Here is a 16,019-nt window from a genome sequence, read left to right on the forward strand (position 1 = left end):
GACGCGACCGTGTACGAAAAGGACGATCCTCGCTCCGGCCTGGCCACCGCGGCCCGCCCCGACAGCGGCGCCGCGATCGCGCCCGCGCAGTACCTCGACCTGTGGGAGACCCCGGTCGTGCGCGCCCAGAACGTCATCCTCGTCCACACCGACGCCCGCGACGGCGACGACCTCGACAACGGCACCCTGGACGGCGAGCTGGCGATCGTCGTCACGGACGCCTCCCCCGCCTTCACCGTGCTGACCGGCGAGGGCACCACCCGGATCACCGAACCCGGGCTCGTCGTGGTCCCCCCGGGCGCGTCGCGGATCAGCGTCCACGGCGACGGCCCGCTGGTCCGGCTGGTCGAGGCGACCGAACCGGCGTGGCGAGAGCGCGTCGCCAACGCCGACGCGTACGCCGAGGACCACCCGCGCGTCAGGCTGCTGGAACGCTGGCCGGAACCCGCGGAACCGCGTGTCCGCTGCTACCCGTTGTCCGAGGTGCCGGACGATCCGAAGCGGTTCGGGCGGATCTTCCGGACGCGGTCGTTCATGGTGAACTTCCTGCCGCCGCAGGAGGGGCCGCGTGACCCGCACCGGCTTTCCCCGCACCACCACGACGACTTCGAGCAGCTTTCCCTGGCGGTGCAAGGGGAATACGTGCACCACATCCGCACGCCGTGGCTACCGGACCGCACCGCCTGGCGCGAGGACGAGCACGTGCGGATCGGGAGCCCGTCGGTGACGATCATCCCGCCGCCGACCGTGCACACGTCCGAAGCGAGCAGCCCGGGCGTGAACCAGCTGATCGACATCTTCAGCCCGCCGCGCCTGGACTTCTCGGAGAAACCCGGCTGGGTCCTGAACGCCGACGACTACCCGATGCCGTGAGCGGGCGGACCGGGGGCGGGCTGTTCACCCGCTCGCACACCCCCGTGGGCACGTGGCTGAAGATCGCCTCGACCGAGCCGGCCGAGATCATGGCGTTCGCCGGATTCGACTTCGTGGTCGTCGACCTGGAGCACGCTCCCCTCGACCTGGTGACCGCCTACCGGCTGATCACCACGGCCGCGGCGCTGGGCGTGACGCCGATCGTCCGGGTGCCGGACAAGACGCCGTCGACGATCCAGAAGGTCCTCGACGCCGGGGCGATGGGCATCCTCGTGCCCCATGTGGACACGGTCGAGGAGGCGGCGGCGGTCGGGCGGGCGTGCCGGTTCCCGCCCCACGGCGTCCGCGGCGCCGGCGGCACCAGCCGGGCCGGGGCGTGGGGGCTGCGGCCGAACGCCGAGTACCGGGCGGCGGGCAACGACGACGTGCTGTGCATCCCGCAGCTGGAAAGCGTCGAGGCGGTCAAGGCCGCGCCGGAGATGCTCGCACTCGACACGGTGGACGCGGTGTTCGTCGGCGCGGCCGACCTGTCGATGTCGATGGGCTCGACGCCCGCGTCGCCGGACGTGCTCGACCTCATCGCCTCGGCGATCGCGGCCGCGCACGCCGCCGGGAAGCGCTGCGGGCTGGCGTTCGGCGGGGTGCCGGAGAAGGCCGCGCAGGCGGTGCGCGACGGCTGCGGCTTCGTCCTGCTCAGCAACGACACGACGATGCTGGCCGAGGCCGCCCGCGGCCTGGTCCGGGCGTTCCGGGACGCGACCGCATGACGCACTCCCTGCGGCCGATCCCCGCTCGGCTCGGCCAAGGGTCGCGAATGACTCATTCGGGACGCCGGAAGTCCCCAATGAGTCATTCGCGACGTACGCCCACCGGAAGGAGAACTGATGCGCACGGCCGAACAGGTCATCATCACCACCGCGATCACGGGCTCGGTGAACGTCCCGTCGCAAAGCCCGTACCTGCCGCTGTCCGCCGACGAGGTGGCCGACGCGGCCTTGGCGGCCGTCGAAGCCGGGTCGGCCGTCGTGCACCTGCACGCCCGGGAGCCGGACGGGCGGCCCACGCCCGATCCCGGCGTGTTCGAGAAGATCGCCGGGCGGATCACCGCCGAGACCGACGCCGTCATCAACATCACCACCGGCGGCGCGTCCTCGATGACGATGGACGAACGGCTCGCGGCCGCCTACCGGCTGCGGCCCGAGCTCGCGTCGATGAACATGGGGTCGATGAACTTCGTCTACTCCGGCATCGCCGAGAAGGTGAAAGAGTGGAAGCACGACTGGGAAAAGCCGTACGTGCTCAACACCTACTCGAAGCCGTTCGTGAACACGTTCGACAAGATCGAGCACACGCTGCGGACGCTCGGTGAGTCCGGGACCCGGTTCGAGTACGAGTGCTACGACATCGGGCACCTGTACTCGCTGGCGTACTTCGCCGAGCTCGGCCTGGCGAAACCGCCGTTGCTGATCCAGGGCGTGTTCGGCGTCCTCGGCGGCATCGGCGCCGACCACGCGAACCTCGAGCACATGGTGCGGATCGCGGACAAGCTCTTCGGCGACGACTACGTGTTTTCGGCGTTCGCCGCCGGCCGCGACCAGATGAGCTTCGGCACGCACAGCGCATGGCTAGGCGGGCACGTGCGGGTCGGCCTGGAGGACAGCCTGTGGATCGGCAGGGGGAAGCTCGCGGAGAGCAACGCCCAGCAGGTCCGCAAGATCCGGGCGGTGGTGGAAGATCTCGGGAAACCCATCGCCACACCCGCCGACGCGCGCGCGATGCTGGCACTTCGTGGAGGGAACGCATGAGCTTGCTGACGGGGAAGGTCGTCCTGGTCGTCGGGGCCAGCTCGGGCATCGGCGCGGACGCGGCGCGGGTGTTCGCTTCGGACGGCGCTTCGGTGATGCTGGTGGCCCGGCACGAAGAGCCGCTGGCCAAACTGGCTGCCGAGCTTTCGGACTACGACGTCGCGTACACGACGGGCGACGTCTCTTCAGCGTCCGATGTGGACGGTTTCGTGTCGGCGACGGTCTCACGCTTCGGCCGCCTGGACGGGGCGTTCAACAACGCGGCGATGGGCGGCGGCGGGCGGCTCGACCGGGTGTCCGAAGCGGACTTCGACCGGATCATGGCGGTGAACGTGAAAGGCACCTGGCTGTGCCTGCGTGCCGAGGTCGCGGCGATGGAGGGCCGGGGCTCCGGGTCGATCGTGAACGTGAGCAGCATCGGCGGCCTGCGGGGCAGCCCGGGCATGGGCGCCTACCAGGCGACGAAGCACGCGGTGATCGGCCTGACCCGCACGGCCGCCCACGACTTCGGACCACTGGGCATCCGGGTAAACGCGCTCGCCCCGGGCCCGACGGAGACCCCGATGCTGGCCGAGCTGCGCCGCACGATCCCGGGCGGCGTGGAAGCCCGCATCGCGGCGACACCGTTGCGCAAGGCGGGCACGGGCACGGAAGTCGGCTCGGCGGCGGCGTTCCTGCTGAGCGACCGGGCCGGCCACCTCAGCGGAGTAGTCCTTCCGGTGGACGGCGGCTTCACGGCCTGACCGGTTCGCAGCGGACAGCCGTTCGCCGGTGGGCGAACGGCTGCCGCGCGCATCGGCGGTGCTCCTGCCGGCCGGGGACGGCCACGTGCGGGACGAGCCGCCCCCAAACCGGCTGGTTGATCGCGACGGGTCAAAGGCCGTACTCGATGGCTGTCGCGGCTTGCGGAACGGACGCGTGGTGACCGGTGCCCTGGATCCCGTCCGGGCTGGGCACGGTCGCGACGGCGGTGGCCAGGACCACTGCGGCCGAGAGGCTGATCAGCCGTGACGGCCGCCAGCCGTGCCGAAGTGTGGCCAGTGCTGCTTTACGCACAGGACAGTCCTCCTTTTCGAGGGTGGTAGCGGGATGGAGCTCCTGACTGATGGCCGCCCCGGCTGGTCACGTACCGCTGCCGGGCATGCGCCACTCGACCGCGTGGGTGGTGCCTCCGGACGGCCCGGCGAACCCGGCGATGGTGCCGTGGTCATTGATGCCACTCGCCCCCGAGTAGTCGTCGCCGGCCGGCACGGCGATGGCCGTGACCGATCCCGTGGGGTTCCAGCTCACCGCGGCGGCCTTCTGGCGGTCGCCGGAGAGCACCACGCCGACCATCGCGCCCCGGTTGTTGAGCCCGCCGGGCTCGCCGTTGGCGTACCCGGGCGGGGTTTGGAGCCGGATCATGGCACCGTCGCGATTCCAGCGCACCGCGGAGAACTGGGTGTTCGTGGTGACGCCGATCCCCATGACCGTGCCGCGATTGTTGATCAGCAACGCCTCGCTGTCGATGTCGCCGGGCAGGACCCCGAGATCGACCGGCGAACCGTCGCGCCCCCAGCGCACGGCGTGCACACCGACGCCGAGCGCGGAGGCGGAATCGCCGACGATCGAGCCGTCGTCGTTGATGCCCAGGGCCTGGCTGAACGTGTCGCCGGGAAGGGGCGGCAACAGCGCGACCTTGCCGTCGGGGTTCCAGCGCACGGCCACGGCCTGGTTGGCCGAGTTGACGGCGAAGCCGACGATCACACCACGGTTGTTGATCCCGAACGCCACGCTGGCCGGAAATCCGGGTATCACCGCCAGCTTGGTCACCGCCGTGCCGTGGTCCCACCGGACCGCGGCGGGCGAGGTGGGGACGGCGCCCGACTGGCCCACGATCGTACCGGCGTCGTTGATCGCGTTGGGGAGACTGGACGTGTCACCGGGCACGGTCGGCAATTCCAGGATGGCGCCGCGGCTGTTCCACCGTACGGCGTGGAGCGCGCCGGAAGCGCTCTCCGAGGCGCCGATGACCGTGCCGTCGTTGTTGATCCCCTGAGCCGCACTGAGGACATCCCCGGGAAGAGTCCCCAGATCGATCATCGCGGTCGCGCCGGCCGCCCACGACGGAACGCTGTTGACCAGCGTCATCGCGGCGCCCAGGATGACGGCCGCGACAACACCGGCCGCCCGTCGGCGGGTTGCCGGCGACCCGCTGCCCGATCTTCCTTGCCTCGGATGTGTCTTCATTCCTCCGAAACCTCCCATATTCGGGTTCTCCAAAACAGATACGGGAAGGGGTTACACGAGAGGAGCTCTCCCGAGGGAAGGGCCGGTGAGACCACGACGGCCGGACGATGCCGGCATCGTTGACCCGTGCGGCCGGATGGACCGCCGCGCAGGTATCGTTCCGGGTATGTCGAAGAGAATCGAGTCCGTACTCGGCCGGTGAGCGTGTCCAGCGAGCGCAGTGCGCTCGACCGCCCGGTTTCGTTGTTCGAGCACGCACAGCGGCTGCACCGGCTCACCCCGGACGATCCGCTGCCCGACGGTGGGCATCCGTTCCCTGATAGCGGCGGCGGCCGGCCCGAGGTACCCGACGAAGAGCGGAAGCCGGCCCTGACGGCTGCTCTGCGCGACATCGTTGCCAGCCCGTCGTTGCCGGCCTGGGATTTGCATGACTTGTGCGCCCGGCTGCCGATCAACCCCGGGTATGCGGCCTGGATCAGGGAGGTGGCACCGGAGCCGTCCTCGCAACTGGTGGAGGTCGCCCGGTGGCTGGTCGGCAACGGCACGGCTTGGCGGGCCGTCACAGTCGGATTGAGCCTGCTGGCCGGCCACGCCGAACAGCGCGACGTTCCCCTGTTGAAGGTCATCGGGCGGTTGCGCTTCGCGGACCACCTCGCCCTGGAAGCACTCACGCAGATCCCCGGCGCGGAGCAGGACGTGATCTGGCTGGCTGAGCGATCACGGCACCGTTCCCGGCTCCGCGCCGTGAAGCCACTGATCGGCAACCGGGATCCCGTCATCCGGGGCTGGGTCCGGTCCACCCCACGGGAACTGCTGTCCAGCGACCTCGCGCGGACGATCAGCGAAGCGCACGGGCTGGCCGAGCTGCTCAGCGGGCAACCCGTCGACGATGCGCTGTGGGACCAAGCGGGGAACCTCCTGCTCGCGATGACCAGCACCCGCAACTACCGGTCCGAGATCGGCCGCTACCCGGGCGCGCTGGACGCCTACCGGCACTGGGTTGCCCTCGCCGACCGGCGGCCGCCCACCCTCGGCCGGGCCGCGCTGCTGGCCACGGTCGCCGAGGACCTGCGCACCGGCCCGGCCGCCCCGGTGGCGGGCGAGTCACGTGGCCGCCTCATCGAACAAATCGGCAGCGTGCTGTCCTCTCGGCCGTGGATGGAAACCCTGCGCCGCAACGCGCGGTCCGGTGATCCGGTCGAGGCCAGGCGCGCAGCGTGGGTCATCGCGGAGAGCGCCAAGGGTGGTGTGCCGGAGGGACGGTTCGTCATCCGAGTCGTCGTGCCCGATCCGCACCCGGTCGGCTTTCCGGTGGTCGAGGCGAGGATCGTGATCGACGGGATGCCGGTGGTCGCGAACGCCTTCGACAAGGGGCCCGCCGGGAGCCCGGACCAGCTGGTCCACAGCGGGCAGCTACGCGCAACGAGCGATCCCCAGGAGGTCAGGCTCGCTGAGGCGTATTGCACCGAGGGCTGCTGCGGGGCGCTGTACGTCACGATCACGCGCGAAGGGCCAGAGGTGATCTGGAAGACCTGGCGCTCCTTGCTGCCCGGCGACCATTCGCTGGAGACCCGATTCGACGCGGCCGAGTACGACCGGGAGATCACCCGGGCTGAGCAAGACCACAGCTGGGAATGGCCGGCCCGGACGGTCGCCCGGCTCGTGGCCGAGCAGTTCCGCGCAGACCCGGCGATCCTCGGCCGGTGGAACTGCCGTCCCGGCTGGTGTACCGCATGGATGAGGGATTTCGACACCGCACGCCTGACATTCGGCTACCCGGCTCGAAGGACTCCGTTCGACGAACCATCGGTACAGTTCGGTCTCGTCGTCGACGTTCGCGATCGGGATCCGGTGGCCACGGCCGCGGAGATCGTCGAGTCCATCCGGGAAGCCGACCCGAAGACCACTGCGGAAATCATCGGCGGTACCCAGGACGGAGCCGAGAAGCTCGGGCTCGCCTACCGGAAACCGAGCCGTTGGTAGACCCGGGCACTGCCCTGCCGAACCCGGCGACGACGTTCCTTAGGTGATTCCAAAGTTGGCTGAAAGTCCCGCTGAAGTGCAGTTGGTGTGGTGGGGGGCGGCGGCACCGGATGGGCCGGTGCCCAGCATCGAGCGAGGACGCACATGGGGATTCGGACCGGACTTGTCGCCGCTGCCATCGTGGCCGGCCTGACGGCAGTGACCGGCGCGGCCGCCGCGTCGGCAGCGGCTCCGGCAGCTCCGTCGTCGGCACGGCCCGACGGTAAGAAGGACGACGGCAAGAAGGACGGTGGCAGGAAGAACGACCAGCAGCTCGCCAAAGTCGCCGCGAGCTTGCACGTGACGGTCAAGCAGCTGACCACCGCCTTGGAAAACCTGAAACGCGCTGTGGTCAACGGGACCGGCAAGGCCACGGCCATCGCCGCGTTCGCCGAGGAACTGGGGATCACGGTCGCCCGTGCGGAGAAGGTGCTGGAGGCACTGTCCGGCACACCCGGACCCGGCAAACCCGGACCCGGCAAGGAGGCGGGCGTTCCGGTCGAGGTGGTCAAGCTGCTGGCCGCCGAGCTGAAGATCAGCGAGGACCGGGCCCGGCAGGTGTTCAAGGACCTCGACAAGGTCGGCGGCAAGGGCGACGACGTCACGAAGGATCCGGTGTTCATCGCCATCGCCAAGGGCCTGGGGACCACCCCGCAGCGGCTGCTGGACGCGCTGCGCAAGGTGAAGGAGGAGTTCGCCGAGAAGGAGGGCGGAAAGCCCAAGGATGGGGTGCCGAGCGGGAAGTGATCCTCTCCGCCGGCGTGTCCGGGCCGGCCGACGGCCGGTCCGGACACCGCGTTGTGCTCCATACTGGGCGTGTGCGGGTACTGGTGGTCGATGACGACGAGGCCGTCCGCCGCTCGCTGGAGCATGCGCTGCGCCGGGACGGCTATCAGGTGTCCCTCGCGGCCGACGGCGTGCAGGCGCTGGACGAGCTCGGCCGGTCGCGACCCGAGGTGATCGTGCTGGACGTGCTGGTTCCCGAACCGAACGGCCTCGAGATCTGCCGGCGGCTGCGCCGCCGTGGCGACCAGACGCCGATTCTCATGCTCACCGCGCGTGACCTGGTCGAGGACCGCGTCGCCGGGCTGGACGCGGGCGCCGACGACTACCTCGTCAAGCCGTTCGCGCTGGACGAGCTGCGGGCACGGCTGCGAGCCCTGCTGCGGCGCAGCGGCGCGGTCCAGGAGGTGCTGCGGTTCGCCGGCATCGAGATGGACACCACCACCTGCCGGGTGCAGCGCAGCGGCCGGGCGATCGAGCTGACTCGCACCGAGTACTCGCTGCTGGAGTTGTTCCTGCGCAACCCCCAGCGTGTGCTGAGCCGCGAGCTGATCTTCGAGTCGGTGTGGGGCTATGACTTCGGACCCGCGTCCAACCAGTTGTGGGTCTACATCTCCTACCTGCGCGGGAAACTGGAATCCGCCGGTGAGCCCCGGCTGATCCAGACCGTGCGCGGCCTGGGATACGTGTTGCGGGAAGAACCATGACCTTGCGCACCAGGGTCGGCCTCGCGGGTGGCGTCGTCGTGCTGCTGGCGCTCGCCGTGGCGTCGTTGGTGGTCTACCCGGCCGTGCGGTCGATCATGCGCCAGCAGGTCGACGCGTCGCTGAAGCAGAGCATCAGCGAGGGTGATTCCCTCGCCCGCCAGCTCAAGCAGAAGGTCGCCGAGTCCGGCGACAAGATCCCCATCGACGAGCCGGTCGAACTGGGCAGCATGCTGGTCCAGTTCGTCAGCGGCCCGGTGTATCCCGGCTCGAACCGGGCCTTCGTCGAGATCACCCCACGGGACGCGGACGTCGCCGGCGGCACGCAGCCCCCGTACTTCCAGGACACGACCTACCACGGCGTCGAGTACCGCCTCCTCACCTCCGGGATGGGCAAGCCGCCGGGTGGGCTGATGCGGGTCGCCCACCGGCAAGACGACCAGACCGCCATTCTGGCCTCGCTGGCGGCGTTGCTGGTCGCGCTGACCCTCGGCGGCGGTCTGGTGGCCGCGGTGACCGCGCGGCTGGCGGCGCGCCGCGTGCTGCGGCCGGTCCGGCAGCTCACCCGGACCGTCGAGCACATCACCGCGACCCACGACCTGACCGCGCCCGTCGACCACCTGACCGGACGTGACGAGATCGGCCACCTCGGTCAGGCTTTCGCCGCCATGACAACGGCTTTGGACGCGTCGATGCGGGCGCAGCGGCAACTGGTCGCCGACGCCTCACACGAGCTGCGCACCCCGTTGACCAGCCTCACCACCAACCTCGAACTGCTCGCCGACGGCGACGGCCTGCGCGCGCCGGAGGCCCCGGCGCTCGTGCAGGACGCGATCGGCCAGGCACGGGAACTGCGGTCGTTGATCAACAACCTGGTCGACCTCGCCCGGTACGGCAAGAACACCGCCCGCACCGAGGACACCCGGCTCGACCTGGTGGCGAAGACCGTGATCGCCAAGGCCGCCACGCGAACCTCGGCCCCTCGGTTCACGTCCGCCCTGACCCCGTGCCTCGTGCACGTCGACCCGGACGCGATCGAACGGGCCATCGGCAATCTCGTGGACAACGCGGTGAAGTGGAGCCCACCCGACGGCGAGATCACGATCACCGTGGCCGACGGCGAGTTCGCGGTCACCGATGAAGGCCCCGGTATCTCCGCGGCCGACCTGCCGTTCGTGTTCGACCGGTTCTACCGCTCCACCCAGGCCCGGTCGATGCCCGGGTCCGGGCTGGGGCTGGCGATCGTGCGCCAGGTGGTGGAGACCCACGGCGGGCAGGTCGCCGCCGAACCGCTGGACCACGGCCTGCGCATGCGGTTCCGCCTGCCGGTCGTGCCCGGCTGAGCGCGACCGACGTGGTGAGCACTCCGCTGGACGCGTTCGACCCCGGGTCACCGGAAAGTGTCACGCCGCCGGACCGCGAACCGAACAACTCGCGAACTTCACGCTGTGTGATTAGGTCCCTTCGTCGGTGTCACCGCACGGCCGGACTCACCTACGCTGGCGCAGCCCTGCCGAGGTTCCCTGGAGGCTCCCGCGATGGCCGACCCGCACGAATTCACCCGACGCAGCTTCCTCGGCGGTGTCGCCGCCGCCGGCGCACTCGGCGCCCTCCCGCCCGGGATGGCCGAGGCCCTCGCCGAACCCCGCGTTTCCGGCAGCCTGTCGGACGTCGAGCACGTCGTCGTCCTCATGCAGGAGAACCGGTCCTTCGACCACTACTACGGCACGATGAAGGGCGTCCGCGGCTTCGGCGACCGCTCGGCCATCGTGCAGCCGAACGGCCAGGACATCCTCCACCAGCCCGATCCCGGGCGCAGCGACGGCAAGTACCTGCTGCCGTTCCGCGTGGACACGACCAAAGTGGACGGTCAGGACCTCGGCGATCTCGGGCACGGCTGGACCGACCAGCACCAGGCCATCGCCGGCGGCGCGAACAACGCGTGGGTCGCGGCCAAGGGCGAGATGACCATGGGCCACTTCGACTCCGGCGACATCCCGTTCCACCGGGCACTGGCCGACGCGTTCACCCTGTGCGACCACTACTTCTGCTCGGTGCAGGGCCCCACGACACCCAACCGGCTCTACCTCTTCACCGGCACGATCGACGCCGACGGCAAGGCGGGCGGGCCGGCGAACTACAACCCCGCCGACTACAAACCCGTCTTCAGCTGGACGACCTACCCCGAACGCCTGCAGCAGAACGGCGTTTCGTGGAAGGTCTACGCCAACAAGGAAGTCGGTGACGCCGGCGGCTCGTTCGTGGGCGACTACGGCGACAACCCGCTGTGGCTGTTCAAGGCCTACCACCAGGACTACGCGAGCGAACTGTCCACACGCGCCAGTGTGTTCAAGACCTGGGGCCCGGACTCGGGACAGGGCAAGAACGTCGACCACGTCCTCGCCGAGTTCAAGGCCGACTGCGCGAGCGGCTCGCTCCCCCGCGTCTCGTGGGTCGTCGCACCCTACGGCTACTGCGAGCACCCCGAAGCGCGCCCCGTCGACGGCGCCGCGTACACCCAGACCGTGCTGAACGCGCTGTGGGCCAACCCGAAACTCTGGGAATCCACGGTCGTCCTCATCAACTACGACGAGAACGACGGGTTCTTCGACCACGTCGCCCCGCCGATCGCACCGGGCGGCACCGCCGGCGAATACATCGGCGGCAAGCCGATCGGCCTCGGCGCGCGCGTGCCGATGACGGTGATCTCGCCGTGGAGCCGCGGCGGCTGGGTCAGCTCCGAGGTCACCGACCACACCTCGGTCATCCGGTTCCTCGAACGCTGGACGGGCGTCGCCGAGCCGAACATCAGCGCGTGGCGGCGGGCGCTCTGCGGCGATCTCATGACGTGCTTCGACTTCGGCGCCCGGAACCTGCAGATCCCGCTGCTGCCGGACACCGCGGCCCTGCGCAAGCAGGCCGACGACACCCAGAAGAAGCTGCCGAAGCCGACGCCGCCGGCGGCCGGGAAGCAGCAGGTCCCCGTGCAGGAAGCCGGCACTCGCCCGGCCCGCGCGCTCCCCTACCGGCCGCTGGTCACGACCTCCCTGAGCGCCGACCGCAAGATCCTCACGACGACGTTCGCCAACCAGGGCACCGCGGCCGTGCAGCTGATGGCCTACCGCAACGACGGCCAGACCGACGGCCCGTGGCCCTACGACGTGGCCCCGGGAGCGCAGGTGAGCGACACCTGGCGGATCCAGCTCTACGGCGGCGGCAAGTACGGCGTCGCGGTGCACGGACCCAACCGGTTCCGCTGGGTCCTGGCCGGGAACGCGAACAGCGCCGGCGCGGGCGTCGACGTCCTGGGGAGCTACACGAACGAGAACAAGCTGCGGCTGACCATGCGCAACAGCGGGACGACGGCCGTGCGCGTCACGGTCACCGCGAACCACTACCGCACCGACGGCCCGTGGACGTACCCGCTGGCCGCCGGCCAGACCGTGACCGACGACTGGAACCCGGTCGCGTACGGCAACGGCTGGTACGACCTGTCCGCGACCCTCGACGCCGACCCGGCGTTCCTCCGCCGCTTCAGCGGACACGTCGAAACCGGCGCTCCGAGCGTCACCGGCTGATCGCCGGGTTGGCGTTTCCAGGCGGGTCACCCTGCGAGCCGAAGACCGCAGCGTGTCCCTCCCGCCGTCGAACACCGGCTCGGCGCGTCAGCCCGGCAGCCGATCCCGGATGCCGCCGACGCCGCCGAGCACGGCGGCGGCAAAGGCGTCAGGGCGGGCCACCGGTACGTCGTGGTCATCGGGCAGTTCGACGGTGCGGGCCCCGACCTGGCCGGCGAGCTGACGCTGCCAGCGGGGTGCGCAGACGGTGTCGCACGTGGTGACGATCGCGGTGACGGGGATGTCGCGCAGCGACGCAACGCGATCTCGCAGGTCATATCGGCTGACCGCCCGGGCCATCGTCAGCGCACCGGAGACCGTGGTGCGCGCGAGTTCCTCGCGCACCCACGGCCACCGCTGCGCCAGCTCGGCCGACGCGCGCCGGCTGGCACCGAAGTAACGAGCCGGCATCGACGAGCCGACGCCGAGCCGGGCCAGCGGCGCCGCCCCGCTCAGGACGCGCCACACGGTGCGGTCACGCAGGCTTTGCCGGTAGCTCAAGGCCGCGCCCGCGATCACCATGCCCGCGACCCGCTCCGGATGTGCCAGTGCGAGGTGCAAACCGACGGGCCCGCCCAGGGAGTAGCCGCACACGAGGACGCGGGCGATCCCGAAATGGTCGAGCACAGCAACGGCGTCAGCAGCGAGATCGGCGACCTCGAACGGCCGGCCGGCGGGCAGCCCCCGGCCGTGTCCCCGCTGGTCGAAGCCGACGAACGGGATCCCCGCTGCGACCAGTTCCGGCATCACGGCGAAGTAGTTGACGTCGAGGGACCAGGTCCAGCCATGCAGCAACAGCACCGGCGGCCCGGCCACGCCCGCGGGCCGGTGGTCACGCACGAACGCCTCCCCCCGCCCGGGCAGGACGATGCGCCTGCCCGGCGGCAGGACCGGCGTCCACAATCGAGGTGACGCAGGCCCCCGGATCGATCCGAGTGCGCCGATGAAACGCCTGCCCAGACCGGGGACGGCACCGTTCATGCCACGATCGTTGTTGGCCACGTGTCAATAGTCAACCCTCGCCCGGTGGACCGGCCAGTCATCCCGACTTTGGCGAGAATCGATGCGGAAACTACGCAGCCGCGTGGCCAACCCTTCACGGGTGCGCAGCCCGTCATCGAGCAGCACCGTGCTGGCGGAGCTGGAGCGCCGCACCTCGCGCTGACGGAACGCGAGATTTTCCGGCCTGGCTGGAACGGACCCGGTCGACTACCGTCGGCCCTCTGGGGCGTAGGTGCTGCGCCTGCAGGCAATCTCCCCTACGCCTCCGTCAGGCGAGCCGGCGGACAGACGGAGGCGGTGTGACGATCGACCTAGCGCTCGAGGTGACTCAGCGTCCGAACAGCGCGTTGGTGACGGCCAGTCCGCAACGCCACCGAGCACACCCGCTCCGAACCCGACCTCCGGCTCGAACTGCGTCGGCAGCTGCTGTCCGTGGGCGTCGCCGATGGCAGCGACCGGCCCGCGGTGCTGCTCGAACTGGCCGACGCCCGTGATCCGGGGCTGGGGTTTGCGCATCGTGGCCGACCACCAAGCCCCGTTGCCCGCGCTCGGGCTGCCGAGGATGTTAGTCCGGTTTCGCCCCGGGTAACCGACGCGCCGAAATCGCGGAATGCGTGAGGAGGAACGCTCGTGGCCCGGGAGCAGGAAGCCTCGGCCGGGTTGCTCCTCGTCCCGGAGTTCCGCGAGGCGTCCACCGTGATGGCGGTCAGCGGCCTGCTTTCGCTGGCCAGTTCGCCTGCCTTGCGCGACGGCGTGCTCAAAGTCGCGACCGACGCCCCACAATGCGTGATCGCCGACATCCGCGACCTCACCATCGAGCACGATTGGCTCCTCAGCGTGTTCTCCGTGCTCGCCGCACGCCTCTGGGACTGGCCCGGCATCTCGTTCGCCGTGGTGACAGATCGCGCCGAGCACCTGTCCGGCCTGCGGGCGAAGTCGATCGACCTGTTCGTCGCCGTGCACCCCGACGTCGTCACTGCCGAACGAGCTCGTGACCAGGCACCGCGGAAGCGGGCCGTCCGGGAGTTCGTGCCCTCGGCGGCCACCTCGATGCTCGCCAGGAGGTTCGTCGAGGAAATCTGCGCACGGTGGTCGCTACCGGAGTTCACCGAAGACGCCACGACCATCGCCGTCGAACTCGTCGAGAACACCGTCCAGCACACCCATTCACCGCCGAAACTCCGGCTGGAATTCCGCCGCGGCATGTTCACCGTCGCGGTCAGCGACGACGACCCCCGACCGGCCGTGCTGCGCGAACGCATCGGCTTCGCCGACCCGGGCCTCGGCCTTCGGATCGTCGCGCACATCGCGCGGCGCTGGGGATGCAGCCGAGCGTGGGCGGGCGGCAAGGTCGTCTGGGCCGTGCTTGCGTCGCCCGCACGAGCCATCCGGTAAGCGTCCGGGGTGTGACTGCGGGTAAGCACGCCACGAGCGAAAGGCTCCGTCAGGTTGCCGAAAGCGGGAGGTGGCGGCGGTGGGCATCTCAATCGAACCGGGACGAGCAACGGAATCGTGGCACTGGCGTTGTCCGGCGAGCTGGACGCCGGAACGGCGCCGAAGCTCACCAGCGCCCTCGTCCGCGCGGGCGCTCCGGCTGACCCACGACTCGGCGAGCGCGACCCGGCTGCGGATCGTCACCGGCCAGAGCCGGGCAGCGAACCGGGTGCTGCACGAGATCGGGCTCGACTGCTACCCGACCCGATCCGCCGCGCTGTCCGCGGGCAGCCGCACGTCCTTCCTCAGCCGGGTGAACGCCAGCTGGAACAGCTGACCGGCTCAGCCCGCTCGCAGAGCCTGCTCAAGATCGTCGAAGACGGCCGCGACGGTGCCGAAGCCGGCGATATCGAGGACGCGCCGCACCATCCCGCCGGGGCCGGCGACGACGCGCACGGCCGAACCGCGGCCGGCGCACGTCACCATGACCTGGGCCAGCGCCCGCGCTCCGGCGGCGCCCAGCATCCCGAGGCCGGACAGGTCGACCACGACGACGGGCGGTACCGGCGGCTCGGCCGCCGAGGCACGCATCAGCTCCGTCACGGTGACGCTGCTGCAGGCATCGACTTGGCCCGTCAACCGCACGACCATCGCCTCGCCGACCCGGGAGGCCGCGACCTCGACCGGGCTCTCGCTCTGGCCGTCCATGCCACCCCCGTCGCGGACAAGGAGCCTCCCCGTGCCGGGACACCAGCGTGGCACGGGCGAGCGCGAACCGCAGCGCGGCGGCGGCGCGACCCGTCCCGGCACGCGGCAGACTCACGGTGGCCATCAGTGGCCACGGCGCTAAGCGGGCTTGCCCAGTTCTCCGGCTTCGTCGACCAGGGACCCACCGGCCGTCTCGTAGCGGCTCGCGAACAGCAGCGGGTGCGCCGAGCGGATGCCCTCGACCACGAGCTCGTACGGGAAGTCGTCGAAGTCGCCGTAGTCGTGCAGGAACTCCATGTACCTGCGGCCCTTGCTGTCGTACGGGTGCGACATGCTGTCCGCCGTGCCGTCGAACTCCAGCGGGGTGAGGCCGTACAGGCGGCACAGCAGCTTGTTGAACACCGGTGTGGCGCGGACCCACTTGCCGTCCAGGTGCACCGAGTTCAGCGCGTGGAAGCGGAACACGTCGCCGCCCACCAGCTCGCGCAGTCTCGGGGAGGCCAGGTGGTTGCGGACGTCCGTCAGCGCGACGCGGCTCGGGACGCCCACCGCCCGGCAGACCGCCGCGTACACGATCGACTTGTGCACGCAGAAACCGCGGCCGCGGCTGATGATCGCGCTGGCCTTGAGGCCGGTGCGGCTCAGTGCCGCGCCGTAGACCTCGTAGTGCAGCTTGTCGCGGACCGCGTAGTACAGCGCGACCGCCTTCTCGGTCTGGGTGCGCTCGACGTCGCCGAGCGCCTGCTCGACGAACTCCTGCACGACCGGGTGGTGGTAGTCGAAGAACTGCGTCGCCCCGAGCAGGTCTCGCGGGTGCGTCTCGGCCGCCATGTCGTCCTTCT

At 70.4% G+C, this 16,019-nt stretch carries 16 protein-coding genes; 11 read left to right on the forward strand and 5 right to left on the reverse strand.

What is annotated here, in order from left to right; genetic code table 11:
* Positions 1–9: 9 nt before the first annotated feature.
* The 4 genes from OO60_RS05295 to OO60_RS05310 all read left to right on the forward strand — a co-directional run bounded on the left by OO60_RS05295 (position 10) and on the right by OO60_RS05310 (position 3,421).
* Complete coding sequence (locus OO60_RS05295; protein ID WP_003082480.1) at positions 10–873, forward strand: cupin domain-containing protein; 864 nt, start codon at positions 10–12, stop codon at positions 871–873.
* Positions 870–1,640 carry an HpcH/HpaI aldolase family protein gene (locus OO60_RS05300; RefSeq protein WP_033260852.1) on the forward strand — a complete coding sequence of 257 codons (771 nt, stop codon included), beginning with the start codon at positions 870–872 and terminating at the stop codon, positions 1,638–1,640. Before OO60_RS05295 ends, OO60_RS05300 begins: the two co-directional genes overlap by 4 nt.
* 117 nt (positions 1,641–1,757) lie before the next feature.
* Positions 1,758–2,678, forward strand: a complete 921-nt coding sequence (kce, locus tag OO60_RS05305) for a 3,5-dioxohexanoate:acetyl-CoA acetone transferase (protein ID WP_004559763.1) — start codon at positions 1,758–1,760, stop codon at positions 2,676–2,678.
* The gene (locus tag OO60_RS05310) at positions 2,675–3,421 is read left to right on the forward strand and encodes an SDR family NAD(P)-dependent oxidoreductase (protein ID WP_004559764.1); all 747 of its coding nucleotides are present in this window, start codon (positions 2,675–2,677) and stop codon (positions 3,419–3,421) included. Before kce ends, OO60_RS05310 begins: the two co-directional genes overlap by 4 nt.
* 130 nt (positions 3,422–3,551) lie before the next feature.
* On the opposite strand, the gene OO60_RS46330 is transcribed toward OO60_RS05310, so the two are convergent.
* Both OO60_RS46330 and OO60_RS44910 read right to left on the reverse strand, forming a co-directional pair.
* On the reverse strand, positions 3,552–3,734 hold the full coding sequence (locus tag OO60_RS46330) for a hypothetical protein (RefSeq protein ID WP_155849029.1): 183 nt from the start codon (positions 3,732–3,734) through the stop codon (positions 3,552–3,554).
* Positions 3,735–3,800: 66 nt separating this feature from the next.
* Entirely contained in the window at positions 3,801–4,808 is a 1,008-nt protein-coding gene (locus OO60_RS44910; protein WP_004559765.1) for an HAF repeat-containing protein, read from the reverse strand.
* 297 nt (positions 4,809–5,105) lie between these two features.
* Between OO60_RS44910 and OO60_RS47365 the strand changes: the two genes are divergently transcribed.
* From OO60_RS47365 to OO60_RS05340, 5 genes are all read left to right on the forward strand, one after another.
* Positions 5,106–6,890 carry a hypothetical protein gene (locus OO60_RS47365; protein WP_063749374.1) on the forward strand — a complete coding sequence of 595 codons (1,785 nt, stop codon included), beginning with the start codon at positions 5,106–5,108 and terminating at the stop codon, positions 6,888–6,890.
* Between the two features lie 144 nt (positions 6,891–7,034).
* The gene (locus OO60_RS05325; RefSeq protein ID WP_004559766.1) at positions 7,035–7,676 is read left to right on the forward strand and encodes a hypothetical protein; all 642 of its coding nucleotides are present in this window, start codon (positions 7,035–7,037) and stop codon (positions 7,674–7,676) included.
* A 71-nt stretch (positions 7,677–7,747) separates the two neighbouring features.
* The gene (locus OO60_RS05330) at positions 7,748–8,419 is read left to right on the forward strand and encodes a response regulator transcription factor (protein WP_033260853.1); all 672 of its coding nucleotides are present in this window, start codon (positions 7,748–7,750) and stop codon (positions 8,417–8,419) included.
* On the forward strand, positions 8,416–9,759 hold the full coding sequence (locus OO60_RS05335; protein ID WP_004559768.1) for a sensor histidine kinase: 1,344 nt from the start codon (positions 8,416–8,418) through the stop codon (positions 9,757–9,759). The genes OO60_RS05330 and OO60_RS05335 overlap by 4 nt, the downstream gene beginning before the upstream one ends.
* A 195-nt stretch (positions 9,760–9,954) precedes the next feature.
* The gene (locus OO60_RS05340) at positions 9,955–11,994 is read left to right on the forward strand and encodes a phosphocholine-specific phospholipase C (protein ID WP_004559769.1); all 2,040 of its coding nucleotides are present in this window, start codon (positions 9,955–9,957) and stop codon (positions 11,992–11,994) included.
* Positions 11,995–12,081: 87 nt separating this feature from the next.
* Here OO60_RS05340 and OO60_RS44920 read toward each other — a convergent pair whose 3' ends face one another.
* A complete protein-coding gene (locus OO60_RS44920) occupies positions 12,082–13,035 on the reverse strand; it encodes an alpha/beta fold hydrolase (protein WP_155849032.1) in 954 nt (317 codons plus the stop codon).
* Positions 13,036–13,665: 630 nt separating this feature from the next.
* On the opposite strand from OO60_RS44920, the gene OO60_RS05350 reads away from it, so the two are divergent.
* Entirely contained in the window at positions 13,666–14,430 is a 765-nt protein-coding gene (locus tag OO60_RS05350; RefSeq protein WP_004559771.1) for an ATP-binding protein, read from the forward strand.
* Positions 14,431–14,509: 79 nt separating this feature from the next.
* Positions 14,510–14,806 (forward strand): hypothetical protein, encoded by a 297-nt coding sequence (locus tag OO60_RS46335; RefSeq protein ID WP_155849033.1) that lies wholly within the window; start codon positions 14,510–14,512, stop codon positions 14,804–14,806.
* 5 nt (positions 14,807–14,811) lie between these two features.
* Here the strand turns inward: OO60_RS46335 and OO60_RS05355 are convergent, their stop codons facing one another.
* Together OO60_RS05355 and OO60_RS05360 are read right to left on the reverse strand one after the other, a co-directional pair.
* A complete protein-coding gene (locus OO60_RS05355; RefSeq protein ID WP_004559772.1) occupies positions 14,812–15,177 on the reverse strand; it encodes an STAS domain-containing protein in 366 nt (121 codons plus the stop codon).
* 138 nt (positions 15,178–15,315) lie between these two features.
* Positions 15,316–16,008 carry a transglutaminase-like domain-containing protein gene (locus tag OO60_RS05360; RefSeq protein WP_004559773.1) on the reverse strand — a complete coding sequence of 231 codons (693 nt, stop codon included), beginning with the start codon at positions 16,006–16,008 and terminating at the stop codon, positions 15,316–15,318.
* Between the last annotated feature and the right edge of the window lie 11 nt (positions 16,009–16,019).

The organism is Amycolatopsis vancoresmycina, from assembly GCF_000716785.1.
GTDB classification, from domain to species: Bacteria; Actinomycetota; Actinomycetes; order Mycobacteriales; family Pseudonocardiaceae; genus Amycolatopsis; species Amycolatopsis vancoresmycina.